The sequence below is a fragment of the Azospirillum sp. CT11-132 genome, assembly GCF_047302835.1.
Lineage (GTDB): Bacteria > Pseudomonadota > Alphaproteobacteria > Azospirillales > Azospirillaceae > Azospirillum.
In genome coordinates this window covers 273,200-299,543 of sequence record NZ_JBGLZA010000008.1, presented here as the reverse complement: position 1 = coordinate 299,543, position 26,344 = coordinate 273,200, and the positions used below count along the sequence as shown (strand labels likewise).

Annotated in this window: 25 protein-coding genes; 19 read left to right on the top strand and 6 right to left on the bottom strand. The window is 67.4% G+C overall.

All coding sequences use genetic code 11. From position 1 onward, the window contains the following. Nucleotides 1–56 precede the first annotated feature (56 nt). Nucleotides 57–1,073 carry a beta-ribofuranosylaminobenzene 5'-phosphate synthase family protein gene (locus tag ACCD06_RS29995; RefSeq protein WP_413345688.1) on the bottom strand — a complete coding sequence of 339 codons (1,017 nt, stop codon included), beginning with the start codon at nt 1,071–1,073 and terminating at the stop codon, nt 57–59. A gap of 296 nt (nt 1,074–1,369) precedes the next feature. Here ACCD06_RS29995 and ACCD06_RS29990 point away from each other — a divergent pair, with 296 nt between their 5' ends. The 9 genes from ACCD06_RS29990 (at nt 1,370) to pqqA (ending at nt 10,146) form a co-directional block, all read left to right on the top strand. Next, nucleotides 1,370–2,626 (top strand): formylmethanofuran dehydrogenase, encoded by a 1,257-nt coding sequence (locus tag ACCD06_RS29990; RefSeq protein WP_413345686.1) that lies wholly within the window; start codon nt 1,370–1,372, stop codon nt 2,624–2,626. Then, the gene (locus ACCD06_RS29985) at nt 2,620–4,296 is read left to right on the top strand and encodes a formylmethanofuran dehydrogenase subunit A (protein WP_413345684.1); all 1,677 of its coding nucleotides are present in this window, start codon (nt 2,620–2,622) and stop codon (nt 4,294–4,296) included. The genes ACCD06_RS29990 and ACCD06_RS29985 overlap by 7 nt, the downstream gene beginning before the upstream one ends. Further along, the gene (gene fhcD / locus ACCD06_RS29980; RefSeq protein WP_413345682.1) at nt 4,296–5,207 is read left to right on the top strand and encodes a formylmethanofuran--tetrahydromethanopterin N-formyltransferase; all 912 of its coding nucleotides are present in this window, start codon (nt 4,296–4,298) and stop codon (nt 5,205–5,207) included. The genes ACCD06_RS29985 and fhcD overlap by 1 nt, the downstream gene beginning before the upstream one ends. Next, entirely contained in the window at nt 5,204–5,959 is a 756-nt protein-coding gene (locus tag ACCD06_RS29975) for a formylmethanofuran dehydrogenase subunit C (protein WP_413345680.1), read from the top strand. Before fhcD ends, ACCD06_RS29975 begins: the two co-directional genes overlap by 4 nt. An 82-nt stretch (nt 5,960–6,041) precedes the next feature. Then, on the top strand, nt 6,042–7,196 hold the full coding sequence (locus ACCD06_RS29970; RefSeq protein ID WP_413345678.1) for an ABC transporter substrate-binding protein: 1,155 nt from the start codon (nt 6,042–6,044) through the stop codon (nt 7,194–7,196). A gap of 13 nt (nt 7,197–7,209) precedes the next feature. Then, entirely contained in the window at nt 7,210–8,184 is a 975-nt protein-coding gene (locus ACCD06_RS29965) for a PQQ-dependent catabolism-associated beta-propeller protein (RefSeq protein ID WP_109075771.1), read from the top strand. A gap of 148 nt (nt 8,185–8,332) precedes the next feature. Beyond that, nucleotides 8,333–8,704 (top strand): hypothetical protein, encoded by a 372-nt coding sequence (locus ACCD06_RS29960; protein ID WP_413345676.1) that lies wholly within the window; start codon nt 8,333–8,335, stop codon nt 8,702–8,704. A gap of 314 nt (nt 8,705–9,018) precedes the next feature. Then, a complete protein-coding gene (gene fae, locus ACCD06_RS29955; protein ID WP_282183574.1) occupies nt 9,019–9,549 on the top strand; it encodes a formaldehyde-activating enzyme in 531 nt (176 codons plus the stop codon). 516 nt (nt 9,550–10,065) lie between these two features. Beyond that, the gene (gene pqqA, locus ACCD06_RS29950) at nt 10,066–10,146 is read left to right on the top strand and encodes a pyrroloquinoline quinone precursor peptide PqqA (protein ID WP_085083035.1); all 81 of its coding nucleotides are present in this window, start codon (nt 10,066–10,068) and stop codon (nt 10,144–10,146) included. 73 nt (nt 10,147–10,219) lie between these two features. Here the strand turns inward: pqqA and ACCD06_RS29945 are convergent, their stop codons facing one another. From ACCD06_RS29945 to ACCD06_RS29935, 3 genes are read right to left on the bottom strand one after another with little or no spacing between them, the layout of a single operon-like run. After that, entirely contained in the window at nt 10,220–11,056 is an 837-nt protein-coding gene (locus ACCD06_RS29945; protein ID WP_413345674.1) for a RibD family protein, read from the bottom strand. Further along, entirely contained in the window at nt 11,053–11,961 is a 909-nt protein-coding gene (locus tag ACCD06_RS29940; RefSeq protein ID WP_413345672.1) for a RimK family alpha-L-glutamate ligase, read from the bottom strand. The genes ACCD06_RS29945 and ACCD06_RS29940 overlap by 4 nt, the downstream gene beginning before the upstream one ends. After that, nucleotides 11,958–13,109, bottom strand: coding sequence for an ATP-grasp domain-containing protein (locus tag ACCD06_RS29935; RefSeq protein WP_413345670.1), 1,152 nt, complete (start codon nt 13,107–13,109; stop codon nt 11,958–11,960). The genes ACCD06_RS29940 and ACCD06_RS29935 overlap by 4 nt, the downstream gene beginning before the upstream one ends. A gap of 140 nt (nt 13,110–13,249) precedes the next feature. On the opposite strand from ACCD06_RS29935, the gene ACCD06_RS29930 reads away from it, so the two are divergent. The 5 genes from ACCD06_RS29930 to ACCD06_RS29910 all read left to right on the top strand — a co-directional run bounded on the left by ACCD06_RS29930 (nt 13,250) and on the right by ACCD06_RS29910 (nt 19,084). Then, nucleotides 13,250–14,038: an ABC transporter ATP-binding protein gene (locus ACCD06_RS29930; protein WP_413345668.1), complete on the top strand. Its 789-nt coding sequence runs from the start codon at nt 13,250–13,252 to the stop codon at nt 14,036–14,038. After that, entirely contained in the window at nt 14,035–14,850 is an 816-nt protein-coding gene (locus ACCD06_RS29925) for an ABC transporter permease (RefSeq protein WP_109075777.1), read from the top strand. The genes ACCD06_RS29930 and ACCD06_RS29925 overlap by 4 nt, the downstream gene beginning before the upstream one ends. A 399-nt stretch (nt 14,851–15,249) precedes the next feature. Continuing rightward, nucleotides 15,250–17,085 carry a methanol/ethanol family PQQ-dependent dehydrogenase gene (locus ACCD06_RS29920; protein WP_413345666.1) on the top strand — a complete coding sequence of 612 codons (1,836 nt, stop codon included), beginning with the start codon at nt 15,250–15,252 and terminating at the stop codon, nt 17,083–17,085. Nucleotides 17,086–17,199: 114 nt separating this feature from the next. Continuing rightward, on the top strand, nt 17,200–17,736 hold the full coding sequence (locus ACCD06_RS29915) for a c-type cytochrome (RefSeq protein ID WP_413345664.1): 537 nt from the start codon (nt 17,200–17,202) through the stop codon (nt 17,734–17,736). A 7-nt stretch (nt 17,737–17,743) separates the two neighbouring features. Further along, a complete protein-coding gene (locus ACCD06_RS29910; protein WP_413345662.1) occupies nt 17,744–19,084 on the top strand; it encodes a quinoprotein dehydrogenase-associated putative ABC transporter substrate-binding protein in 1,341 nt (446 codons plus the stop codon). A 9-nt stretch (nt 19,085–19,093) separates the two neighbouring features. Here the strand turns inward: ACCD06_RS29910 and ACCD06_RS29905 are convergent, their stop codons facing one another. Then, nucleotides 19,094–19,732 (bottom strand): hypothetical protein, encoded by a 639-nt coding sequence (locus tag ACCD06_RS29905; protein ID WP_413345660.1) that lies wholly within the window; start codon nt 19,730–19,732, stop codon nt 19,094–19,096. Nucleotides 19,733–19,843: 111 nt separating this feature from the next. Here ACCD06_RS29905 and ACCD06_RS29900 point away from each other — a divergent pair, with 111 nt between their 5' ends. The 5 genes from ACCD06_RS29900 (at nt 19,844) to ACCD06_RS29880 (ending at nt 23,603) form a co-directional block, all read left to right on the top strand. Continuing rightward, nucleotides 19,844–20,329: a DUF3280 domain-containing protein gene (locus ACCD06_RS29900; protein WP_413345658.1), complete on the top strand. Its 486-nt coding sequence runs from the start codon at nt 19,844–19,846 to the stop codon at nt 20,327–20,329. 73 nt (nt 20,330–20,402) lie between these two features. Then, the gene (locus ACCD06_RS29895; protein ID WP_109075781.1) at nt 20,403–20,849 is read left to right on the top strand and encodes a dihydroneopterin aldolase; all 447 of its coding nucleotides are present in this window, start codon (nt 20,403–20,405) and stop codon (nt 20,847–20,849) included. A gap of 46 nt (nt 20,850–20,895) precedes the next feature. Beyond that, the gene (locus ACCD06_RS29890; protein WP_413345656.1) at nt 20,896–22,281 is read left to right on the top strand and encodes a DUF6513 domain-containing protein; all 1,386 of its coding nucleotides are present in this window, start codon (nt 20,896–20,898) and stop codon (nt 22,279–22,281) included. A 3-nt stretch (nt 22,282–22,284) separates the two neighbouring features. After that, on the top strand, nt 22,285–22,869 hold the full coding sequence (locus ACCD06_RS29885; RefSeq protein ID WP_199231986.1) for a DUF447 domain-containing protein: 585 nt from the start codon (nt 22,285–22,287) through the stop codon (nt 22,867–22,869). Next, entirely contained in the window at nt 22,866–23,603 is a 738-nt protein-coding gene (locus ACCD06_RS29880) for a (5-formylfuran-3-yl)methyl phosphate synthase (RefSeq protein WP_413345653.1), read from the top strand. The genes ACCD06_RS29885 and ACCD06_RS29880 overlap by 4 nt, the downstream gene beginning before the upstream one ends. On the opposite strand, the gene fdhF is transcribed toward ACCD06_RS29880, so the two are convergent. Then, the gene (gene fdhF, locus ACCD06_RS29875) at nt 23,563–26,334 is read right to left on the bottom strand and encodes a formate dehydrogenase subunit alpha (protein ID WP_109075784.1); all 2,772 of its coding nucleotides are present in this window, start codon (nt 26,332–26,334) and stop codon (nt 23,563–23,565) included. The genes ACCD06_RS29880 and fdhF overlap by 41 nt on opposite strands. Nucleotides 26,335–26,344: the final 10 nt, after the last annotated feature.

Here is a 26,344-nt window from a genome sequence, read left to right as displayed (position 1 = left end):
TGCCTCCATTTCAGTCGTTCACCGGCCAATTGTCGGCCAATTGTTCAACAGCGCGCTCATTCACCCGCGGCGCGCCGGATCGGGAGCGCCGGTTCCGCATCGGCCGACAGGTTCCGTACCGTCGCGCCGACATTCCGCCCGCGGCAGACCATCACCTCCAGCGGCGAACCGGCCCAACGCACGCGCATCTCGCTGGCAAGCCTTTCCGCCAGCGCCGCATCGCCGACGATGGCGAAGCAGGTCGGCCCCCAAGAGCTTTGCCCGACTCCGGCGATCCCCTGCGCCTCCAGCCATGCCAACGCCTCGGCCACCAAGGGGCTGGTGAAGCGCCCACCCTGGGCCGGGGCGAAATGGTCGCCGACCGTGCGCTGAAGCTCGCCGATGGCCTGTCCGAACCGATCCACATCGCGTTCGGCCAGCGCCGGCAGCGCGACCATCAGCATCAGCCGGCAAAGATGGGCCGCGGCGTCGGGCGGAAAGGGCGGCAGCCGGCGGAAGGCTTCGACTTCCGGTGCGCCGTGCAAGCCGTGGCCGCCGCGATGGAGCAGCAGCAGGATGCGCCAATCGTCGGGGAAGGGCGCCCGCGCGATCACCGGCGGTGCGGCGTCCAGCCCGCCCCGGCCACCGTCCAGCAGCACCCCGCCCTGCTCGAAGGCAGCCAGCCCAATGCCGGAGCGTGCCCCCCGCTCTAAGGCGCGGGCCAGATCGCGGGCGGCGGTGCCCCGCCCCTCCAGGCAGGTGAGCGCCGTAGCGACCGCGAGATCCGTTTGAGTGCCGGAGCCCAAGCCAACATGGGGCGGAATCTCCTCCTCCACCATCACGTCGACGGCATCCGGCAGGCCTGCTTCCCGGCCCAGCCGTTCGATGCTGCGGCGGACGCGGTCGGCCGATGGCCCGCTGACCGTCAGCCTGTCGGCCGGGCGGGCGCGCAGGACGATGGCCGGCCGGTCGATGGCGATGCCAAGACTGCCGAAGCGGCGTCCCAACCCGCCATTGAGATCGACGAAGCCGGCATGCAGGCGTGCAGGCGCACGGACCCATACCTCTCCTATCCGATTGCGCTGGTGGCTCATCTGCATTCCCTTTGCGCGGGTCACCGCACAATGTTAGCGTTACGAACAAAATTGTCCGTAGCGCGAACGAGTATCCACGCGCGGTAACCCAAACGGGGCACGGAAACACAGGGAGGAAAACGGGCATGACCGGACCGCTCTGCCTGCCGATGATCGACCATGGCCGAATATTGTCGACTCTATTCCGGGCCTTGTGCTTGAGCGCCCCCTGGCGAAGACCGCCACTCTTCTCGAACTAGTCGGATTGACTGCGTTTTTCTGCAAAAGCGACTTTCCGCTCAGCCGAATTGGGGGCCATGACCTTCCACCCCGACATTCTCTGTCCGTTCTGCGGCCTCGGCTGCGGTGACATCGGAATCGACCAGGACGATTCCGGCATCGCTCCCCGGCCCAGCGGCTGTCCGCAAGCCGACCGGCTGTTCCGCCGATCCGCGGCGGTGCCGACGGACGCCCGCATGGCCGGAGCCGCCGTTTCCATCGACGATGCCGTTGCCGAGGCAGCCCGGCTGCTGGGCGCCAGCCGCGCACCGCTGATCGCCGGGCTGGCGACCGATGTGGATGGCGTGCTTTCCGCCCTGACTCTGGCCGAACGCATCGGCGCGACGGTGGACCATGAGCGGTCCGACGCGCTGTTCCGCAATCTGGCGGTCCTGCGCCGCTTCGGCTGGTCGACCACCACGCTGGCAGAGCTGCGCAACCGCTGCGACCTCGTCCTCGTCATTGGCCCGGACCCAGCCGCCGCCTTTCCCCGCCTGTGGGAGCGCTGGGTGGTCCCGGAACCGGCCTTCGTGCCCAACGGAGCGCGGAGCGTCGTTTTCCTGGGTGGGAAGCCCATGCCGGAGACGGCGCAACTCCTGGGCGGGCAAATCGAAACGATCGATCCGGGGGCCGCGGATCTCGCCACGCTGGTCGCCGGGCTGCGGACGGCCCTGGCCGGCAGGGCGGCGGCTGGCGACCCGATGACCGGACTGGCGGCCCGGCTGCGCGCTGCCCGCTATGCGGTGGTGGTCTGGGCGGCGGGTCTGTTCCAGGGGCCGCAGCCGGACATGGTCGTGGAAGGGTTGGTCCGGCTGATCCGTACCGTGGACGGCACCACCCGCTGCGCCGGGCTTCCGCTGTCCGGTGCCGACAACGTGATCGGCGCCAATCAGGCCTCCGGCTGGCGCACCGGCTTTCCCTTGCGCACCGGCTTCGACGGCGGCGTGCCGACGCACGATCCGGAACGATTCGACTGGCGCCGCCGCCTGCAGGATGCCGACGTGACGCTATGGATTTCCGCCTTCCGCCCGGAGATGCCGGAATTCAGCACCAACGGCGCCGTCATCATGCTGGCGCCGCCGGAAATGGCCATGACTCCCGAACCGGCGCTGTTTATCCCGGTGGGAACGCCGGGCATCGATCATGCCGGCGACGTGTTCCGCGCCGACAGCGTGGTGGCGCTGCATGCCGGAATGCTGATCGACCGCGGCCTGCCCAGCGTTGCCGACGTGATCGGCCGCATCCTGGCAGCGCTGGACCAGACCGCCACAGTCAAGGAGACCGCCGGATGCTGACCAAGCTTGCCGGCGGGCGCGTGTTCGACCCGGCCAACGGCCGCCACGGCGAGGTCGCCGACCTCTGGCTGCGCGACGACCGCGTCACCGCCGATCCGGGGCCGGGCGCCACGCCCGACGCGGTGTATGACGTGACCGGCAAAGTGGTGATGGCCGGCGCCATCGACATCCACAGCCACATCGCCGGCGGCAAGGTCAACCTCGCCCGCATGCTGATGGGCGAGGAGCACGACCGACACCGCTTCGCCGGCAGCGCCTGCGGCTGCGACAGGATTGGAGGCGGCAGCGGCATCGCCACCCCCTCCACCCACACCACCGGCGCCCGCTATATCGAGATGGGATTCACCGCCGCCTTCGAGCCGGCGATGCTGGGGTCCAACGCCCGGCATGCGCATCTGGAGATGAGCGACATCCCCTATATCGACACCGGCGGCTATCTGGTGCTGGGAAACGACGATTTCCTGCTGGACCTGATCGCCACCAACGCCGGGCAGGCGGCGGTCAACGACTATGTCGCCTGGATGCTGACGGCGACACAGAGCCTTGCCGTCAAGGTCGTCAATCCCGGCGGCATCAACGCCTTCAAGTTCAACGCCCGCAAGCTCGACCTCGACGAGGCCGGGCCGCACTACGGCGTCACGCCGCGCACCGTCCTGACCGTGCTGGCCCGCGCCGTGTACGAATTGGGGCTGCCCCACCCGCTGCATGTCCATGGCTGCAACCTGGGCATTCCCGGCAACGTGGCGACGACACTCGACACCATCCAGGCGGCGTCGGGCCTGCCCATGCACATGACGCACATCCAGTTCCACAGCTATGACACGGCGGGCGACCGCAAGTTTTCCTCCGGCGCCGCGGCGCTGGCGGAGGCGGTGAACCGGACGCCGACGCTGTCGGTGGACATCGGGCAGGTGATGTTCGGCCAAACGGTAACCGCGTCGGCCGATACCATGGCGCAGCGCCACACCGCCCCGCTTGCCCATCCCCGCAAATGGCTGGCGATGGACATCGAATGCGAGGCGGGATGCGGCGTGGTGCCCTTCCGCTATCGCGATAATTCCTATGTCAACGCGCTGCAATGGGCGATCGGGCTGGAGCTGTTCCTGCTGCTCGACGATCCATGGCGGGTGTTCCTGACCACCGACCATCCGAATGGCGCACCCTTCACCTTCTATCCGGAGCTGATCCGGCTGTTGATGGACCGCGATTACCGTCTGGCGAAGCTGGCGGAGATCCATCCCGACGCGCCGGCCCACACCACGCTGGGCTCCATCACCCGCGAATACACGCTCCCCGAGATCGCCATCATGACCCGCGCCGCGCCGGCCCGCATCCTGGGGCTCGCCGACCGCGGCCACCTGGCGCCGGGTGCGTCGGCCGACGTTACGGTCTACAGCGATCTGCCCGACCGCCGTGCCATGTTCGAGCGCCCCGATCTGGTCTTCAAGAGCGGCCGGCTGGTGGTGCGGGACGGGGCGTTGGTGGCGATGGCGCAGGGCTGCACCCATGTCGTCCGTCCCGGCTTTGACGATTTGATCGAGCGCCGCATCGCCCGCTATTTCGACGAGCGCATCGGCCTGCCGATCAAGCATTTCCGCATCCAGGACGCGGAGATCCGCCACGGAGCCGGTCCGCAGCTTCACCCCTGCCGGCGGCGGGAGGTGCCGTGATGGCGGAGATGCAGATCAACGGCGTACGCATCGAGGACACCTTCGCCGAGGCGTTCCCGATGACCTACACACGGCTGGTCATCACCGCCGACACGCCCGCCTGGGTCGATGCGGCAACCTCCAGCCTGACCGGCTTCGCCACCTCGGTCATCGGTTGCGGCTGCGAGGCGGCGGTGGAACGCCTGCTGACACCGGAGGAGACGCCGGACAGCCGGCCGGGGGCCGCGGTGATGATCTTCGGCATGTCCACCGGTGACCTCGCCAAGCTTGTCGTCAACCGCGTCGGGCAATGCATCATGACCTCGCCGGGGTCGGCCTGCTATGCCGGGCTTCTCCAGGGGACCAAGCGCATCCCGCTCGGCAATGGACTGCGCTACTTCGGCGACGGGCACCAGATCTCCAAGAAGTTCGGCGACCGCCGCTTCTGGCGCCTGCCGGTGATGGACGGAGAGTTCGTCTGCGAAGACAGCGTCGCCGTGGCCAAGGGGATCGGCGGCGGCAACTTCCTGATCCTGGCCGCCAGCCACCGCCAGTGCCTCGTCGCGGCGGAAGCGGCGGTCGCGGCGATCCGGTCGCTGCCGGGCGTCATCCTGCCCTTCCCCGGCGGCGTGGTGCGCTCAGGCTCCAAGGTCGGATCGAAATACAAGGCGCTGATCGCCTCCACCAACACGCGCTTCTGCCCGACCCTGCGGGCAGTCGAGCCTGAAACCCTGCTCTCCCCGGACGTCGAGGCCGTGCTGGAACTGGTGCTGGACGGCACAGACGAGGCGGCGATCCGCGCCGGCATGCGGGCCGGCATCGCAGCCGCCGCAGCCGGCGGCACGGCGGCCGGCGTGCTGGCGATCACCGCTGGGAATTATGGCGGGAAACTCGGGCCGCACCACTTCCACCTCCACGAGGTGATGGCATGAGCGGCCTAACCCTGACCTTCCGCGGCGATGCCGGAACGATTGTGGACATGTCCTCCCTGCTGCCGGAACGGCTGGCCGGCCAGACGGCGGAGGACATCGCCGGACTGCCGCTTCCCTGTGGTGGGGGAGTGACGATGCTCGGCGAGATGTTCGAGCTTTCAGCCGGCGATGCGGCCGAAGCGATGCTGATCCGGCCGGGGGAGGCCGTTCTGCAACGGGTCGGTGCCGGCATGGCGTCCGGCCGCATCCTGGTCGAGGGCGATGTCGGAAGCCACGCCGGGGCCGGGATGAGCGGCGGCCTGCTGCGCATTACGGGCAATGCCGGCGACGCGCTGGGCGGTGCCCTGCCCGGCCTGCCGCTTGGGATGCGGGGCGGGCTGATCAGCGTCGGCGGCAGCGCCGGGGACCGCACGGCCGAGCGGATGAGGCGGGGGATCGTCGTCGTCGACGGCACGGTCGGCGCCTATGCCGCCGGCTTCATGGTGGCCGGAACGCTGGCAGCCGGAGGGGGATGCGGCCCGCATCCGGGCTTCGGCATGCGGCGCGGCACGCTTCTGCTGGGTCGGCGGCAGGATGCGGTGCCCGATGGCTTCGCCGATGGCGGTACGCGTGACTGGCTGTTCCTGCATCTGCTGCGGCGTGGATTGGAGGGGACCGGAAGCTGGTTCGAGCGTGCGGGAACCACCCGCGCCCATCGGTTCATCGGCGACCTTGCGGAAGGAGGGCATGGTGAAATTCTGGCGATGGCCTGAACGACGATCCCGCTTATCGATGTGCCGCCTTGCGGCTGTGGTTCTGCCGGCCATCGGCTTGCTTGCCCTTGCATCGCCGGCCATGGCCCAGGGGACCGGTCGGCAGGACGCCGGCACGAAGGTGATGCTGATCGGCTATCTCGCCCGCCAGGAGGACCCGCGCACGCCGCTGAGCTTCCTGGAGCCGGTCGCCACCGACGAGGGGCTTCAGGGCGCACGGCTGGCGCTGGCCGACAACAACACCACGGGCCAGTTCCTCAACCAGAGCTACCGGCTGGTGGAACAGGTGCTGCCGCAGGATGGCGACATCTCCGCCGGGGTGAAGGCGCTGGCCGACGAAGGGGTGCGGTTCGTCGTTGCCGACCTGCCGGCTGACGCGCTGCTCGCCGCCGCCGACCGGCCGGAAGCGAAGTCCATGCTGTTGTTCAACGCGCGCGCCACCGACGACGCGCTGCGCAACGACCAGTGCCGGGCCAACATCCTGCACACCGCCCCCAGCCGGCGCATGCTGGCCGACGCGCTGGCGCAATATCTCGCCTGGAAGAAATGGACGCGGTGGAGCCTGCTGACCGGCCGCGATCCCGGCGATGCGCTCTATGCCGAGGCCGTCCGCCGCGCGGCCAAGCGCTTCGGCGGCCGGATCACCGACGAGAAATCCTGGACCTTCGACACCGGAAACCGGCGCACCGACACGGGCGTCACCACCATCCAGTCGGACATCCCGCTCGCGACCCAGGGGCCGGACTATGACGTGCTGATCGTCGCCGACGAGGCGGGCGATTTCGGCGACTATCTCGACGGCCGCACCTGGTATCCGCGCCCGGTCGCCGGCACCCAGGGGCTGACCGCCACCGCTTGGTCGCGGGTGAACGAGCAGTGGGGCGCCACCCAGTTGCAAAACCGCTTCGAAAAGCTGGCCGGCCGCTGGATGACGCCACGTGACTATGCCGCCTGGCTCGCCGTGCGCAGCATCGGGGAGGCCGCCGCCCGCACCAACGCCACCAGCTTCGACGACCTGACCGCCTATCTGCACAGCCCCGATTTCGAACTGGCCGGCTTCAAGGGCGAGGCCCTCTCCTTCCGCGCCTGGAACGGGCAGATGCGCCAGCCCATCCTGATCGCCGGGCCGCGGATGCTGGTTTCGGTGTCACCACAGGAGGGATTTCTGCACCCCGTGACACCTCTCGATACGCTCGGCGACGATGCGCCGGAAAGCAAATGCCGTCTCAACCGATAGGGCGGGCCACTCCATGCGATTCCTGCTGTCCTACACCCTGCTTCTTCTCGCCGGTCCGGTCATGTTGGCCGAGCCCGTGTTCGCCGAAACCATCTTCGTGTCCAACGAGAAGGACAACCAGATCGCCGTGGTCGACGGCGACAGCCTGCAAATCAAGAACAAGATCAAGGTCGGCCGCCGACCACGTGGCATCACGCTGAGCGCCGATGGGACGCAGCTCTTTGTCTGTGTCGGCGACGACAATCGCATCGACGTGGTGGACATCGCCAGCGGCAAGGTCGTCCACACCCTGCCCTCCGGGCCGGATCCGGAGCTGTTCGTGCTGTCTCCGGACGGCAAGAAGCTCTATGTCGCCAACGAGAACGACAACATGGTGACGGTCATCGACGTCGCCGACCGGAAGGCCATCGGCAACATCCAGGTCGGCGTCGAGCCGGAGGGAATGGGGATCAGCCCGGACGGCAAGATCCTGGTCAACACCTCCGAAACCACCAACATGGCGCACTTCATCGACACGGAGAAACACAACGTCATCGGCAATGTGCTGGTGGACAGCCGGCCGCGCGTCGCCCGTTTCACCGACGACGGCAAACAGGTTTGGGTGTCGAGCGAGATCGGCGGCACGGTCAGCGTGATCGATCCGGCGGCGCTCAAGGTGATCAAGAAGATCAAGTTCGAGGTCACCGGCGTCCGGCGCGAAGCCATCCAGGCGGTGGGCATCCAGATGACCAAGGACGGCAAGCGCGCCTTCGTGGCGCTGGGACCGGCCAACCGGATCGCCGAGATCGACACCGGCAGCTTCGAGGTGAAACGCTATTTCCTGGTCGGGCAGCGTGTCTGGAACCTCGCCTTCTCCCCCGACGAGAAGCGGCTCTACACCACCAACGGCATCAGCAACGACCTGTCGGTGATAGACCTGGAGCGCAACAAGGTGATCAAGAGCATTCCGGTCGGCGGCGCGCCCTGGGGCATCGTTGTCAAGCCGTGAGCTGACGGAACCCGGAACCGGAACGCCCGGTTGATGGGGGATGGCCGGGTGCGTCGGCGACCTTGGCCGACGGCCCGACGCGGCGCGCGGCAGGGACCTACGGGTCCTGATCCGCCGTGCCGGAACCGTCCATTCCCGGAGACATGCGATGAAGCACTTCACGACCCTGCCCCTGACCGGCCTTGCGTTGGCTGCCGGCCTCGCCATTGCCGCAATGCCCGCTTCGGCCCAGACCGGCAGCAACTCGAACGACAACTCCACTGGCACCACCACCCAGAACGCTCCGGCCGGGACCAGCGGACAGCTGCCGCCCGACTCCCTGCCCGGCAAGCGCCAGGGCGCCATCGGTGGTGCGCCGGTGTCGCAGGGCAGTTCCGGCTCCTCGACCGAAGGCACCACCTCGCCGACCGGAAAGCTGCCAGACGATTCCCTGCTGAAGGAGCGTCAGGGGACGATCAGCGGGCATCCGGTCACCCAGGGCGGCTCGGGCCAATCGGATGACAAGAAGGACGAGCAATAGCCGGCACCTCTCGCCCGGCTTCGTGACGTGATCGCGGCCGCTGCCACCGAAGATGGGGTAGCACTGTCCGAAAGGCCGTGCCATCCCGGTCAGGACCAGCGAAGCGGGAAGGCGGCGGCTGCGATTTCAAGTTACTCCGAACCTCTTTTGAGAGTTTGTTAGCAAAACAAACAAGATGCCATAATGGCTGCCGTGACCGACGCCGTGCCCGCAGGTATCCAGTGAACAGTCATGCTGGATCCGTGTGGCCGGCGTGCCCCGCATGACCTGCGGCGGTCCTCCAATGATTTCAAAATGCATGGGAGAAAGCGGCGATGGGCATGTGGCAGGGGTCATCCCCGAAAATCAATCGTGTGCTGGTGGGCGAATCGCTGGTCGGCGACGGCAATGAGGTCGCGCATATCGACCTGATCATGGGGCCGCGCGGCAGTGCCGCCGAAACCGCCTTCTGCAATGCGCTGACCAACAACAAGGACGGCTTCACCAGCCTTCTGGCGGTCATCGCCCCCAATCTGCAATGCAAGCCCTCGACCATCCTGTTCAACAAGGTGACGATCAAGGGCGCGGAGCAGGCGGTGCAGATGTTCGGCCCGGCCCAGCACGGCGTCGCCAAAGCGGTCGCCGACTGCGTCGCCGCAGGAACCATCCCGCAGGACGAGATCGACAACATCTTCATCTGCGTCGGTGTCTTCATCCATTGGGAGGCCAAGGACAACGCCAAGATCCAGGATTACAATTACCGCGCCACCAAGGAAGCGATCGAACGCGCGGTGTCGGGATTCCCGACCCTCAAGGATCTGCTGAACCAGAAGGATTCGGCAAAGCATCCGTTCGCCGCCGGCTAAAGGCCGATAGCGCCCAACCGGATGGCGGCGGCCGTGATGCGGTCGCCGCCCTTCCGGTGCTGTTGCAGGGTCGGCCGCATTTTCCGGCCACGGTCGAGCGATGTCAGCCAATCGCCCTCGATCCGAGCGATAGGGTGGACTCCGGCGGACGGATTCATGCCGCGCCCTGCCGATCGGCAGGAAAGGACGGAATACCTTCAGTTCACTGGACATTTTTGCGATCGCCATAGCTGGCGGATCTCACGTCAAGCGGTCCAGGCCGAACCCCACGGGATTTTACGAAACTCCACAACTCTTTCAACATCGTGCCAGATCAGCGGCTATTTCATAGAATTATTCCAGTTCCAATGAAGGAACCGCGCAACGACCATTTCGCGCCGCACAAAGAACTAGCCATAATTCTCACGACACTATCCGTTGGGGTTATGGTCGCTCCATGGCGGCACGGGTACAATTTCCTAGTGGGCTCCACCCGGCAATCCTGCCTGATCGCCCATTTCAGCGGAGGAAGCAGACATGAAGACTTGGCGCAAGCCGACGATTGTCGAGATTTCGGTCGGGACCGAGATCAACGCCTACGCCTGCGCCGGTTTGTAACCGGCGCATCCAATTGGCAAGGGTGACCCTTCCCTCAAACATCCGTCCACGCTTTCCACTCATGATGTTCCACTCAGGCCGGCCGCGGCTCGAAATGGGCGAAGAACTGCCCGGTGCCGTCAGGTGCGCTCGCATCATAATGCAACGCGCAGAGCCGCAGCCGGCCGGCATCGCCCAACTCCGGGCCTGACAGCATGCTGTGAAAACTCTCTCCACCGAGCAGGCGATGCGCGATGGTGAGATACAGCCGCGAAAGCCTGCCGTCCCGCAACATGGTGTCGAGCATCCGCGGTCCCGTCAGCAGATAGAGGCTGCGGAAGCCCATGCTGCCCAGTTCGCGGACCAATGGCCCACCGTCCACCGACATTCCCGCTCCAGCAACCAGCACCTCGTAACCGGCGGCGCGCCAGTTGGCGACCCGGTCGGGCGGCGCCCCGGCACCGGTGGCGATGATTACGCGCTGACCATGGCGCGCCGGCGAGTCCGGCATCGGGAACTCCAGGCTGGCACTGGCGACGACCACGGCCGGCTGCGGCGGCAGGCCGTTGTCCCCGCGCCACTGCGCAAGCTCCCGCGTCGCCTCCTGCACACCGACCTGCAGAACATCGTCCAGCCGCCCGGCCGCGAGGTCGCGCAGATAGCCGCCATGGGTGACGAGACAATCCGCCTGTGCCTGAAGTTCGAGGAACAGCCGGAAGTCGTTGCCGCTGACCAGCCCGGCCGGCAGCCGACTCTCCCCGGTGACGGGATCGTGCAACGCGATGCGTCCGTCCAGACTGCCGACGAAGCTGGCATAGACGAAGGGAGCATCGGCACTCCCCCGCTCATGCAGACGGTGGGCGAGATAGGCGCCGGGAAGCGCGATTTCCTCCGGTGCGCCGGGAAAGAGGCGGAGCATGCGTGCGGTCATCGCGGCCCTCCCGGCACGGCGGCATCGACCCGGCGAAGGAAATCCGCGGCAAGCGCATCGGCGATGTCGATTTTGCTGACCGACTGCAATCCCTGCCAAGCGGGCATCGAGTTGACTTCCAGCACCAGCCAGCGGTTTTCGTCGCCGGGAGCGGGAATGAGATCGACGCCGGCATAGTCCGCGCCGACCGCGGCGGCGGCCCGCACCGCCAGATCGGCGACGGCACCTTCGGGGATCAACGCCTCGCAGCTTGCACCCTGATGGACATTCGTGATCCAGCTGCGGCCATGGCGGATCATCGCCGCCACCGCAACGCCGCCCACCACGAAGACCCGGCAGTCGCGCCATTCGCCCTCCCGGCGCGGCGGCACGAAGGGCTGCAGGTAATAGACGCCGGCGACGGCTTCGGGCTCCGGCACCTCGTCCGGCCGCGACAGGCGGCGCAGACCGCGCCCTTGGGCGCCGAACAGCGGCTTCAACACGCAATCCGGCAAGTCGGCCACCGCGGCGCGGGCCAGTTCGGCGGACTGGACGGCCACGGACGGTGGCGTCGGCAGGCCGGCATGGGCCAGCAGGAAGCTGGTGGTGCTCTTGTCCACACAGCGCTCGATGGCGCGCGCCGTATTGTAGACCGGCACCCCCAGACGATCCAGCGCATGGAGCACCCCCAGCCGCAGGGTCACCTGTTCGAAACTGCCCTGCCCGACCACGCGCACGAAGGCACCGGACGGCAGCGTATCGCCGAACCCCGGCAGCAGAAGCCCCGTCTCGGTCCGTCCGACGGCGAAGCCACAGCCGTTCAGCGGCACGCGCCGGCATTCGACTCCCCGGCGTGTGATCGCCCGCTCCAGCCGCGCCGCATGCCAGTCGGCCCCGTCGGTGAACAAAGCGACCACATCGGTCATGCTGCCTCCGCCAAAGCATGGTGCATATACAGCTCACGCGCACGCCGGCCGGCAAGGCGGCGGGCTTTCTTCATATCGGGTCCATCTGCAATCACGGTACAAAGCGGAGAGCCCGCAGGAATGCGCGCGGGCGTGCGCGGACGGTCGGCGGTCCAATCCGGCCAGCACAAGCCATCCTGAAGCAGGATCGGCGCGGCGCTGTAGACCACCAGGGCGGCGCGGCAGCCGGTGAGCGGCGGCAACCCCGAAGGCAACGTCCCAGCGCAGGCGGCCAGATGCAGGCTGAACAGGCTGGGCATCGGCGGCCGGTCGAACAGGTCGAGCGTCGCACCCGGCCGCGGATTGATCTCCAGCAGGCACCAGCCGGCCGGTCCCGCCAGGAAATCGGCGCTGTTGAGCCCGACCAGCCCCACCGCGGCGGCGATCCGCGACACCGCATCGATCATCGCCCCGGCGGTCCCGCCGGAAGCCGGCATGGGGCCGACCGCCCCGCCATAGCGGTAGGGTTGGCCGGGAGCCGGCGCCACCCATTGCCGGCTGAATCCGATTGGCAGCACACGGCGGCCATCGGCCAGGAACAGCAGGGACACCGGACGCCCGGCGCTGCGGCGCTGAGCATAATGGCCGGCCGTCAATCGCGAGGAGGCCGGCCGGATGTGAGCGCCACCGCTGGCGCCCGCACGCTTCATCAGCCAGCCCCCGGCATCGGCCGGCGGCGCCGTGGCGACCTCCGGATGCGGAATGCCGAGGCCGGCAAGCAGGTCTGCGAAGGCGAACGGGTCCTTCAGCCGCGCCACCGTTTCCGCCCGATTGCCGATCACCGGCCGGCTGCGCGCCAGTGCCGTCAGCAGTTCGGGCCGATCCTCAAACCCGGCGCCACAGACCAGCGGCAGCCGGGACAGATCCGGCGCGGCCAGCGCCCGCCGCAATGCCGCAGCGGGAATACGCAGCTGCCGTGACGGCAGGGTCCGGCAAGGATCGGCCATGGCGGCTGTATCGGTATCGGCGAACAGGTCCAGGGCAGCGACGCTCCGCCCGCCGCGGCAGGCGCTTGCCACCAGTGCCCGCGCCGACAACGACACCACCACGAATTCCGGGACTGCCGTCGCGGTCAAGCTCCGCTCCCCCTGCGAAAGCATCTTGAACATTCATTTGCAATCCCAACAATCATGCGCAGCAGCCATCTTTGCAATGACCCTTCCGAACAACGGCCCGTGCCGCCCGCCCGATGCCGCCAAGGGATCGCTGCTTGGGTCCGGAGCAGGGTACCCGCCTGGGGGAAGACTGGATGTACGAAGCCGTGATGCCTGCGGACCCTCCATCGATTCCCGCGATCCACGGCCCTCCCGCCTTGGCCGTGGAGGAGCTGAGCCACAGCTTCGGCAAGCGGGTGGCGCTGGACCACGTGTCCTTCGCCGTGCAGTCGGGTGGCTTCACCATGCTGCTCGGTCTGAATGGGGCGGGAAAGACCACGCTGTTCTCCCTGATCACCCGGCTCTATTCCAACCGCACCGGCGCCATCCGCATCTTCGGATTCGACCTGCGGCGCCAGCCGACCCGCGCACTGGAGCGGATCGGCGTGGTGTTCCAGCAGCCGACGCTCGACCTCGACCTGACCGTCCGTCAGAACCTGCGCTACCATGGCGGCCTGCATGGAATGGCGCCATCCGACTGCGAAGCCCGTGCGCGGGAGGAGTTGGCCCGCATCGGACTGGCGGAGCGCGCCGACGACAAGGTCCGGGCATTGTCCGGCGGCCAGCGGCGGCGGGTGGAGATCGCCCGCGCCCTGATACACCGGCCGAACCTGCTGCTGCTCGACGAGCCGACGGTCGGTCTGGACACCGAATCGCGCCGTCAAATCCTTGGCCATGTCCGCGCACTCTGTCGCGAGCAGGGGCTGGCGGTGCTGTGGGCCACCCACCTGTTGGACGAGGCGAGGGACGAGGATTCCGTCGTCATTCTGCATCAGGGACGGCTGCGCGCCTCCGGCAGCGTGCGCGCGGTCTGCGCCGGGTCGGGCGCCGCCACCCTGCCCATCGCCTTCGCCGCATTGACGACCGGGGAGCGCCGGACATGAGCGCCGCCACCTATTGGTACTGCCTGCGCAGCATCATCGTGCGCGAGGGGCTGCGCTTCCTGCACCAGCGCGAACGGTTCTTCGCCGCACTGGTCCGGCCGCTGGTCTGGCTGGCGATCTTCGCCGTCGGTTTCCGCGCCGTGCTGGGCGTGTCGATCATCCCGCCCTACGAGACCTACATCCTCTACGACGAATATGTCGTGCCCGGCCTCGTCGCGATGATCCAGCTGTTCAACGGCATGCAGAACTCCCTTTCGATGGTCTACGACCGCGAGATGGGGAGCATGCGGACGCTGCTGGTCAGTCCGCTGCCGCGCTGGTACCTGCTGGTCGCCAAGCTGCTGGCCGGCGTCGCGGTGTCGATCGCGCAGGTCTATGTTTTTCTCGGCATCGCATGGCTGTGGGGGGTGGAGCCGCCGCCGCTGGGCTATCTCGCGGCCTTGCCGGCACTGCTGCTCAGCGGGCTGATGCTGGGAGCGCTCGGCCTGCTGCTGTCATCCTTCGTCAAACAGCTGGAGAATTTCGCCGGGGTGATGAATTTCGTGATCTTCCCGATGTTCTTCGCCTCCTCCGCCCTCTATCCGCTCTGGCGCATCAAGGAGGGCAGTCCGACGCTGTACCAGATCGCCGCCTGGAACCCCTTCACCCAGGCGGTCGAACTGATCCGCTTCAGCCTGTATCTCCGAGTCGACGTGACGGCGCTGCTGTGGGTGACCGGCTGTCTGGCGCTGTTCCTGGGAGCGGCCGTTCTGGCCTACGATCCCGGGCGCGGCTTCTGGGCGCGGCGGGGTGGGCCGGCCGAACAGACCTGATACTGCGAGCTGAAGCTCTGCCGCTCCCACCAATTGGGTAACGCTTCTGCGCCGTCCCTTCCGTTATTTCGCTTCTTCCAAAAACTTTCGAACGGTAGCGGAAAATAATCTTCACAGCCTATCTTTGTTTAAGCACACTGAATGTCAGCGTCGCCAACATAGTGCGGGGCAGTTTAGAACCCCGCCAACGGTCGTGATCCGGCATTTTCGACCGGCGCGCCTGCGATGCCGCAGCAGTTTGAATGCGGAGCGTCGGTGATCCATTCGCCCGACGCTCCCGGCCTACGTCACGCATCGATCGTCGAGGGAGAACGCCCTCTCAAAGACCGCATTTTACCAAAGCAGCCGCCTGCCGCCGCACAGTCCCTGGGACAACCGCCAAAAAACGGGAGGAAACATATGAACCCCTTTGTGCGCTGTCTGCTCGTCACCGCCGCGATCCAGGCGGCCACCATCACAGTCGCCACCGGCGCTTTCGCCAACGACGACATCATGAAGAACCAGAAGGATCCGGCCAACTGGGCGTTGCAGCTCGGCAACTATGCCGGCCAGCGTTACAGCACGCTCGACCAGATCACCCCCAGCAATGTGAAGAACCTGCGGCCGGTGTGGCAGTTCTCGACCGGTGTGCTCCGCGGTCACGAAGGCGGTCCCATCGTCGTCGGCGACACGATGTACATCTCCACGCCGTTCCCCAACATCGTCTACGCGCTCGACCTCAACGACAACGGCCGCATCAAGTGGAAGTATGAGCCCAAGCAGGATTCATCCGTCATCCCGGTGATGTGCTGCGACACCGTCACCCGCGGCGTCGCGGTGGCCGGCAACAAGCTGTTCCTGGGACAGGCCGACAACACGCTGGTGGCGCTGGACACCGAAACCGGCAAGGTTCTGTGGTCGGCCAAGAACGGCGACGCCACCAAGGGCGAGACGCTGACCGCCGCCCCGCTGGTGGTGAAGGACAAGGTCTATGTCGGCATCAGCGGCGGCGAGTTCGGCGTGCGCGGCCATCTGACGGCATACGACATCAACACCGGCAAGATGGTGTGGCGGGCCTATTCGACCGGTCCCGACAAGGACGTGATGATCGACCCGCAGAAGACGATGATGCTCGGCAAGCCGATCGGCGAACCTGACCTGGGCGTCAAGACCTGGCCGGCGGACCAGTGGAAGATCGGCGGCGGCACCACCTGGGGCTGGTACACCTACGATCCCGAACTGAACCTGATCTATTACGGCACCGGCAACCCGGGAACCTGGAACCCGACGCAACGCGCCGTCGACAAGGAACGGGCCAAGAGCGACAACAAATGGTCGATGACCATCTTCGCCCGCGATGCCGACACCGGGCAGGCGAAATGGGTGTTCCAGAAGACGCCCTTCGACGAATGGGACTATGACGGCGTCAACGAGAACATCCTGGCCGATGTCACCATCGGGGGAGCCAAGCGCAAGGCCCTGATCAACTTCGACCGCAACGGCTTTGCCTACACCATCGACCGTACCAACGGCGAACTGCTGGTCGCGCAGAAGTACGATCCGTCCGTCAACTGGGCGAGCGAGATCGACATGAAGACCGGCAGGCCGAAGGTGAACGACAAATACAGCACCTTCGCCCAGGGCGAGGATCACAACACCACCGGCATCTGCCCGGCGGCGCTGGGATCCAAGGACCAGCAGCCGGCGTCCTACTCGCCGGACAGCGGCCTTATCTATGTGCCGACCAACCACATCTGCATGGATTACGAGCCGTTCAAGGTCGAGTATTCCGCCGGACAGCCCTATGTCGGCGCGACGCTCAGCATGTATCCGGCTCCGAATTCGCATGGCGGCATGGGCAATTTCATCGCCTGGGATCCGTCGGCCGGCAAGATCGTCTGGTCGAAGCCCGAGCGCTTCGCAGTGTGGAGCGGCGCCCTGTCGACCAAGGGCGGCGTTGGCTTCTACGGGACTCTGGAAGGCTATCTGAAGGCGTTCGACCTGAAAGACGGCAAGGACCTGTACAACTTCAAGACCTCGTCCGGCATCATCGGCAACGTCAACACCTACATGCACAAGGGCAAGCAGTATATCGCCGTGCTGTCGGGCGTCGGCGGCTGGGCCGGCATCGGTCTGGCGGCCGGACTGACCGGCGAGCAGGAAGGCCTGGGCGCGGTCGGCGCACACAAGGCGCTGGGCGAATACACCCAGCTGGGCGGCACGCTGACCGTCTTCGCGCTGCCCGACAACCAGTGATGTGCCGGCAGAGATGAACAGGCAGTGATGCACAGGCGGGCGCCGGTTTCCTCGAGGGCCGGAGCCCGCCCTTTTCCAAGCTGATGGTGCCTATGCATGAAGGCAGTGGGGAGAATGAGCAAGATGCCCAAATACCTGATCGGGCTGTGCGCCGCCGTCGGGTTCACCGCGACCCTGACCCTCGGTACCGCGTTCGGCCAGCAGGATGCCGCACAGAAGCCAACCCAGAGCCAGGCATCGCCGGACGGAAAATCGACACAAGAGGCGAAGGCCGCCAATCCGGAAGAGCTGATGGATGACCAGGGCGTGCCGCTCTACATGGTCAAGGACGGCAAGGTGGATAAAGGGACCTACAACGGTTATCGGCGCTACGCCTCCTCCTGCCATGTCTGCCATGGACCGGACGGGCTCGGCTCTTCCTTCGCGCCGTCACTGGTCGATTCACTCAAGCGGATGGACTATTGGCAGTTCACCGACGTGGTGACCAACGGCCGCACCAATATGGGCGCCACCGGCGACAAGGTGATGCCGACCTTCGGGTCCGACCCGAACGTGATGCTGAACCTCGCCGACATCTACCGCTATCTCAAGGCCCGGTCCGACGACAAGCTTGGCCGTGGCCGGCCCGAGCGGATCAAGTCGGCATCGTGAGCCCGGCATGACCCGCCTGCCCGCTTTTCCTTCCCGTGCCCTGCTGCTGGCCGTCGCGCTCTGCGCGGCGGCCGTGCCCGCCCGGGCGGCATCGGGGCAGGCGGAGGGCATTCCCACCGACGTGCTGCGCGTCTGCGCGGATGCCAATCTGCTGCCCTTCTCCAACGACCATGGCGAGGGGTTTGAGAATCGCATCGCCCAGCTGATCGCCGACGATCTGAAGGTGAAGCTGGCCTTCACATGGTGGCCGCAGACCATCGGCTTCGTCCGCAACACGCTGCGCACCCGCCAATGCGATCTGGTGATGGGGACCGCGGTCGGCGAAGAGCTGATGCAGAATACCAATCCCTATTATCGATCCACCTATGCGCTGATCTACCGGAAGGATTCCGGGATCACCGCCAGGACCCTGGCCGATCCGTCCTTGCAAGGGGCGCGGATCGGTATCGTCGCCCGCACGCCTCCATCCACCGTGATGCTGCGCCACGGGCTGACCAACCTGGAGCCCTACCAGCTCGACACCGACACGCGCGCCCACCACCCGGCCCAGCGGGCGGTGGAAGACGTCGCGGAGGCGCGTACCGACGCGGCCATCGTCTGGGGTCCCATCGCCGGCTATTTCGCCGCCCGGCAACAGGTGCCGATGGCGGTCGTGCCGCTGATGGACGAGCCGGGAACCACGCCCTTCCAATACATGATCTCCATGGGCATCCGCCCGGATGAGCCGGACTGGCGGCACTGGCTGAACAATTTCATTGTCCGCCGCCAGAGCGACATCGACCGCATCCTGGCCGAATACCATGTCCCGCTCGTCAATGCCGACGGCACCATCCGGGCGGAGGTGGCGGAACCCGACGGCTATCGCATGGCCGACTACCGGGGCCCGACACCGCCCGGTCTGCGCGGCGCCGAAACGGTGGGTCCGGCGGAGGTCGAACGGCTGGCGCAGGACGGCGCCATCCTGATCGACGTTCTGCCGACACCGCCGAAGCCCGAAGGCCTGACATCGGAGAGCCGGTGGGTGCCGCCGCCGCATCGCAGCCTGCCCGGCGCGCACTGGCTGCCCAATGTCGGCTATGGCGCGCCGTCGGCGGAGCAGGAGGCCTATTTTCGCACGAGTCTCGAAAAGTTGACCGCAGGCGACCGCAAGCGCCCGCTGGTGGTGTTCTGCCAGCCGAACTGCTGGATGAGCTGGAATGCGGCCAAGCGCGCGGTGGCCCTGGGATATGAGGCGGTCAAATGGTATCCGGCCGGCACCGAAGGCTGGAAGGCCGCGGGGCACGAACTGGTCACCATCGAACCGGAACCCCAGTCCGACTCCCAGCCGACATCCAAGGTGGCGAACTGAGCGATGGGCTCAGGACAGCAGCGCCGACAGCATCCGGGCGATCTGGCCGAGCCGTTGTTCGATCAAGGCCGGCTGCTCGCACACCGCGCCCTGCGCCCGCCGGCGGTCGTCGAGAATGCGGCGGTCCCAGGCGATGGCATCCTTGATCTCCTTTGCCCGGGCCGGATCGCCCGACACGGTATCGAGATCGCGCAAGGCCGCCGCGATGCGCTCGCGCAAGGCCCGCTGGTGCTGGGCATAGCGCTCGATGGATGCGATGGCGGCGCTGCGCCGGCGGTCCAGCGTCTGGAAGGTGCCGGCGAAAGCCAGGGCGATCCGATGGTCCCGTTCCGGCGAAGCCCCCTGCTTCTCCGGTCTGGCCAGCGCCTCGGCCTCCGGTTCCAGGGTGGCAGGGTCGACGCTGTCGTCGGACGCGCGCCGCACCAGGGTGGCGACCGCCGGGTCACGCTGCCATTCGTCCCCCAACCCATCGACCGACGGACCGTCCCAGATGGACGCCGGCGACAGGGTCGGGACCAGGATCTGCTGACAGGGCCAATCGGGATTCTTCGGGTCCTGCGCCCGGCCGGCGGCAGGCAACCCGACGAACACGGTTGTGGCGAAAACCGCGGCGAGGGCGGTTCCGAGGGTGGAGGAATATCGTTGCATGGCAAGAATGATGGCCTCGCCAACGATTGGACGCAATCGGAACCGGTGCGCAAAAGGGGATGCCCGATGGATCATGTGGGGAGGTGGAACGGAGCCGCTATCATCGCACTGGTGACACTGGTTCTGGCGGCATTCGCGGCGGCAGCCCCCGCATCGGCACGGACGCTGGTCCTGGACCTCGAACTGGAGGACAGCAGCGGCGAGCCCCCAGCCGCGGATCATGCGGAACGGTTGAAGCGGGTCAGCGCGGAGCTGCGGCATGCCTTGGACGCCAAGGGTTATGATGTGATCGACGATGCCGCCACGGCGCAGCTGACGGCGAGGCTGGTGCCGCCGGGGACGGCGATCCACTCATGCAACGGCTGCGAACTGGACATCGCGCGGGCCGCCGGTGCCGATCTGGTCGTCTACGGCATCGTCCGCAAGGTCAGCAGCCTGATCCTGTGGATCGGGCTGGTCGTCGAGGATGTCGCCACCGGGCGCGTGGTGACGACGGCACGCGGCGACATCCGCGGCGACAACGAGACCTCATGGTCGCGCGGCGTCGGCTGGCTGGTCGACCATCGGCTGGCGGAGCATGCGCCGGGAAAACGCTGAGCGGGCATGGACCGTCCGACGGACGGCCGCCGCAACAAACGACCGCCGGACAGGCGGCGGGGAGGACCGAGAGATGCCGGACGAGTCCCAGAGCGGCTACAGCAGCATCATGAATGTCCTGCGGCCACCGCCGCCGCGCACCGCCGCGGTGATGCGCCGGTACGATCTGGTGCTGCGCGATTATGTCGGCGAGTTCCGCATCGGCGTCTGGGATCACGAGAAGACCCGGACCCAGCGCGTGCGCGTCAGCCTGACCGTCACCGTCGAGGTGCCGAACCGGCCCTTCGTCGACGACCTCGACGCCGTCGTCTCCTACGAATACCTGATCCAGGGGGTCGAGGCCTTCACGCGGAGCCCCCACATCCAGCTTCTGGAGGTCCTGGCCGAAAAGCTGCTGGCGCTGTGCCTGTCGCCGCCGCAGGCGGTCTTCGCCCGGGTGCAGGTGGAAAAGCTGGAAATCGTCCCGCAGGCGGCCGGCGTCGGGGTGGTGCTCACCGGTGCAAGGGACCCGGTGCAATGACCGGGCTGACAGGCAGGATTTGGGTCGAGCGGGAACGGGAGGCGGCATGGCCCGGCACATCCTGTTCCTGACCGGCTCCCTGGCGGAGAACCGACTGCAGCAGGTTCTGCACTCGCTGGCCCCCCTGCCCTTCGAGGCGACCATCGTCAACCTCGGCGTCAAGGTCGCGGCACTCGCCACCACCGAGATCGTGCTGCGGCGGCTGGACTCCGCACATGGCGCCGACCTGATCCTGCTGCCGGGCCGCTTCCGCGGCGATCTCGACATTCTCGCCGCCCATTTCGGCACGGCCGTCGAGCGCGGCCCCGACGAGCTTGAGGATCTGCCGCAGTATTTCCAACGACAGGCCCGCCCCCTCGATCTCAGCCGCCACGACACCCGCATCTTCGCCGAGATCGTGGATGCGCCATCGCGCGACACCGCCGCCATCCTCGCCAAGGCGGCGGAGCTCCGCCGGGACGGCGCCGACGTCATCGACCTCGGCTGTTTGCCCGATACCCCCTTTCCCCATCTGGAGGAGGCGATCGGCGCCCTGCAGGATGCCGGCTTCAGCGTCAGCGTCGATTCCCTGAATGCGGACGAGCTGTGTCGCGCCACCCGGGCCGGCGCGGACTATCTGCTCAGCCTGACCGAGGAGACGATCCATCTCGTCGACGAGGGGGAGGCCGTCCCGGTGCTGATCCCGACGGCGCCGCAGGACCTCGACAGCCTGGGACGCGCCGTCGACGCCATGAACCGGCGCGGGCGGCGTTTCCTGGTCGATCCGATCCTGGAGCCGATCCACCATGGCTTCACCGATTCGCTGCTGCGCTACCGCACGGTGCGCGAGCGCTGGCCCGATGCGGAGATCCTGATGGGGATCGGCAATGTGACCGAACTGACCGACGCCGACACGCCGGGCGTCACCGCCGTTCTGATGGGAGTGATCTCAGAACTGCGGATCGGCAACGTCCTGGCGGTGCAGGTCAGCCCGCATTGCCGGCGCGCCATCCGCGAGTTCGACGTGGCGCGGCGCCAGTTCTTCGCCGCCCGCGCGGCGCACAGCATGCCGCGCGGCTTCGGCACCGGGCTGCTGTGCCTGCGCGACCGCCGGCCCTTCGTCCGCAGCGCCGAGCAGATCGCCGAGACCGCGGCACAGATTCGCGATCCCAATTACAGGGTGGAGGTCAGCGACGAGGGGATCCATCTCTACAACCGCGACGGCCACCATCGCGCCTCCGATCCCTTCGACCTGTTTCCGAAGCTGGATCCCGGCATCGACGCCGGCCATGCCTTCTATCTCGGGGTGGAACTGGCCCGGGCACAGATCGCGTGGCAGCTCGGCAAACGCTATGCCCAGGACAGCGAATTGCGCTGGGGGGCCGCGACGGACGAACCACAGGACGATCCCACCGGCTTCCACGCCGTCGGCCCGACCAAGCGAGGCGGCTGAGCCATGCCCATGATCCGCGAGACCATCATCACCACCACCGGCGCCGACGGGGGGGCCCATGTGGCGCCGATGGGCGTGACGGTGGAGCCGGACGGCGAGGGCGAGCGCTTCATCCTGGCCCCGTTCCGGCCGTCACGGACGCTGGACAATCTGTTGGCCCGGCGCTGTGCCGTCGTCAACCACACCGACGACGTGCGTGTCTTCGCCGGCTGCATCAGCGGACGCCGCCGCGACTGGCCAACCGTTCCGGCGGACCGGATCGACGCGCCCCGTCTGGCCGACTGCCTGTCGCACGAGGAAATCACCGTCGTGCAGGTGGAGGACGACCCGGTTCGCCCACGCTTCCACTGCCGCGCCATCCATGTTGCGACGCACGCCCGCTTCCGCGGCTTCAACCGGGCGCAGGCGGCGGTGATCGAGGCGGCGATCCTGGTCAGCCGGCTGCACATGCTGCCCATGGACAAGATCGCGCGGGAGGCCGACTATCTGTCCATCGCCATCGGCAAGACCGCCGGCCCGCATGAGCTGGAAGCCTGGGATTGGCTGATGGCCCGCATCGCCGCTCACCACGCGGGGGAGGACACATGACCGGATGGCTGGCCAGCGTCGCGGACGCGGCGGAAATCTCCCTGGTCCTGCCAGCGGGACCCGACATCCTCGACCTGAAGGATCCCGGCGCCGGAGCGCTCGGCGCCTGGGATCCGGAGGATATCGCCTTGGTGGTTCAGGACATGGCGAACATGCCCCGGCGGCCACGGCTGAGCGCCACCATCGGCGACCAGCCGATGCGGCCCGACGCCGTGGTGCCGGCGGCACGCCGGATCGCCGGCACCGGCGTGGATTTCGTCAAGATCGGCTTCGCACCCGATGGCGCGCCCGACCGCTGCATCGATGCGCTGGCGCCACTGGCGGCGGAGGGAGCAAAGCTGATCGCCGTGCTCTTCGCCGACCTGTGGCCCGGCGATCCCTGCTGCCTGCCGATCGACAGGCTGGCCGCCGCCGGCTTTCGCGGGGTGATGCTGGACACCGCCGGCAAGCGCCAAGGCCTGCGCCACCATTGGCAGGATGACCAATTGGGCTCTTTCGTGTGCTGCGCACGGGCGCACCGGCTGCTGACCGGGCTGGCCGGGTCGCTGCGGGTCGCAGACATCCCGGCCCTGATGGCCCTGTCGCCCGACTATCTCGGCTTCCGCGGCGCACTGTGCGGCGGGCAGCGGACCGCCGGCATCGACCCGCAGGCGGCCTCAACGGGCGCCGCCGGCGTGGCCGGGTTGCCGACGGCTACTCCGCCGCCTCGGCAACCTGAGCCCGTTCGATCTTGATCGCGCAGTATTTGAACTCCGGGATCTTGCCGAACGGGTCGAGCTGCGGGTTGGTCAACACATTCGCCGCGGCTTCCGCGTAGGCGAAAGGAATGAAGACCAAGCCCACCGGCATGCGGTCGTCGATGCGCGCCTTCAGCCTGATCGTGCCGCGGCGGCTCGACACCAGCATGTAGTCGCCGCTCCTCATCCCGGCGCGGGTGAGGTCGTGCGGAGAGACATAGGCGACCGCCTCCGGCTCCACCGCATCCAGAACGCTCGACCGCCGGGTCATCGACCCGGTGTGCCAGTGCTCCAGCTGACGCCCGGTGGTGAGCACCAGCGGGTAGTCGAGGTCCGGCGTCTCCGCCGGATTGATCGGCCGCGCCGGCACGAAGCGCCCGCGGCCGGACTTGGTCGGGAAGCCGTTGCCGAAGACGATGTCGTGGCCGGGCTCGTCGGGGCCGTCGACCGGATAGGTGACGGAGCCTTCGCGCTCCACCCGCTCCCAGGTGATGTTGGCGAGCGACGGCATGGCGCCGACCATCTCCGCGAACACCTCCGACACATGGGTGTAGTTCCAGTTCAGGCCGAGACCGCGCGCCATGTCCTGGATGATCCACAGATCCTGGCGGGCTTCACCCGGCATCGGCACCGCCGCGCGGCCCATCTGGACCTGACGGTTGGTGTTGATGACGGTGCCGTCCTTCTCCGGCCAGGCCGAAGCCGGAAGCACCACGTCGGCGTATTTCGCCGTCTCGGTCAGGAAGATGTCCTGCACCACCAGATGGTCCAGCATGCCCAGCGCCTCGCGGGCGTGGGTCACGTCGGGGTCGGACATCGCCGGGTTCTCGCCCTCGATGTAGAGCCCCTTGATCCGGCCGTCATGGATGGCGTCCATGATCTCGACCACGGTCAGGCCGCGCTTGCCGTCCAGCTTGGTGCCCCAGTAGTTCTCGTAGAAGGACTGGACCTCCGGATCCTCGACCGACTTGTAGTCGGGGTAGAACATCGGGATCAGGCCGGCGTCGGAGGCGCCCTGGACGTTGTTCTGGCCGCGCAGCGGGTGCAGGCCGGTGCCGGGGCGGCCGATCTGGCCGGTGACGAGCGACAGCGCGATCAGGCATCGGCTGTTGTCGGTGCCGTGGATGTGCTGCGACACGCCCATGCCCCAGAAGATGATCGACGCCTTGGACCGGGCGAACAGCCGCGCCACCGTGCGCAGGGTCGCGGCAGGGATGCCGCAGACCTTCTCCATCTCCTCCGGCGGGTAATCCTTGACCGTCTCGGCCAGCGCCTCGAAATCCTCGGTGTTGGCCTGGACATATTGGCGGTCGTACAGCCCCTCCGCGATGATGGTGTGGAGGATGGCATTCAGCATCGACACGTCGCGGCCCGGTGTGAACTGCAGCATGTGCGTGGCGTGGCGCGCCATGGCGAGCCCGCGCGGATCCATGACGATCAGCTTCGCCCCGCGCTCCGCCGCGTTCTTGAAGAAGGTCGCGGCGACGGGATGGTTCTCCGTCGGGTTGGCGCCGATGATGACGATGACCTCGGCGTCCTCCGCCGCCATGAAGGGCGCCGACACCGCTCCCGACCCGACGCCCTCGATCAGCGCCGCCACAGACGAAGCGTGGCAGAGACGCGTGCAATGGTCGACGTTGTTGGTGCCGAAGCCAGTGCGGACCAGCTTCTGGAACAGGTAGGCTTCCTCGTTCGACCCCTTTGCCGACCCGAAGCCGGCCAGCGCATTGCCGCCGCGCTCGTCGCGGATCTTGCGCAAGCCCCCGGCCGCCACCGCCAGCGCTTCGTCCCAGGTCGCTTCGCGGAAATGGGTGAAGGGGTTCATCGGATCGATGTCGACGTCATGCTTGGACACGCCTTCCTTGCGGATCAGCGGCACGGTCAGGCGGTCGCCGTGATGGGCGTAATCGAAGCCGAAGCGGCCCTTGACGCACAGGCGGTTCTGGTTCGACGGGCCGTCGCGGCCATCGACGGCGACGATCTTGTTGTCCTTGACCTTGTAGGTCAGCTGGCAACCGACGCCGCAATAGGGGCAGACCGAGTCGACCTCGCGGTCGGGCGCGTTGGTGTAGACGCCCTGCTGGTCCACCAGGGTGGCCGGCATCAGGGCGCCGGTCGGGCAGGCCTGCACGCACTCGCCGCAGGCGACGCAGGTGGACTGGCCCATCGGGTCGTCGAAGTCGAAGACGATCTTTTCCAGATGCCCGCGCGCCGCCATGCCGATGACGTCGTTGACCTGAACCTCGCGGCAGGCGCGGACGCACAGGTTGCAATGGATGCAGGCGTCGAGCTGGACCGCCATCGCCGGATGCGACATGTCGTCGGTCTTGGTCGGCCGGTCCACGGTGGGGAAGCGGCTGCCGGCGATCTCGACTTTGTCGGTCCATTTCCAGAAGGTGGAGTTGGGGTCGTGCGCAGTCTCCCGCTCCGGCTGGTCGGCCAGCAGCAGTTCGAAGACCAGCTTGCGCGACGCCTTGGCCCGCTCCGACGCGGTGCGCACCGTCATGCCGGACTTGGGCTTGCGGATGCAGGAGGCGGCGAGCACGCGCTCGCCCTCGATCTCCACCATGCAGGCGCGGCAGTTGCCGTCCGGGCGGTAGCCCGGCTCCGGGCGGTGGCAGAGATGCGGGATCTCGGTGCCCACACGGGTGGCGACCTGCCAGATCGTCTCGCCGTTGCGTGCCTCGACTTCGGTGCCGTCCAGGGTGAAAGTGATGCCGTTGGACATGTCGGTCTCC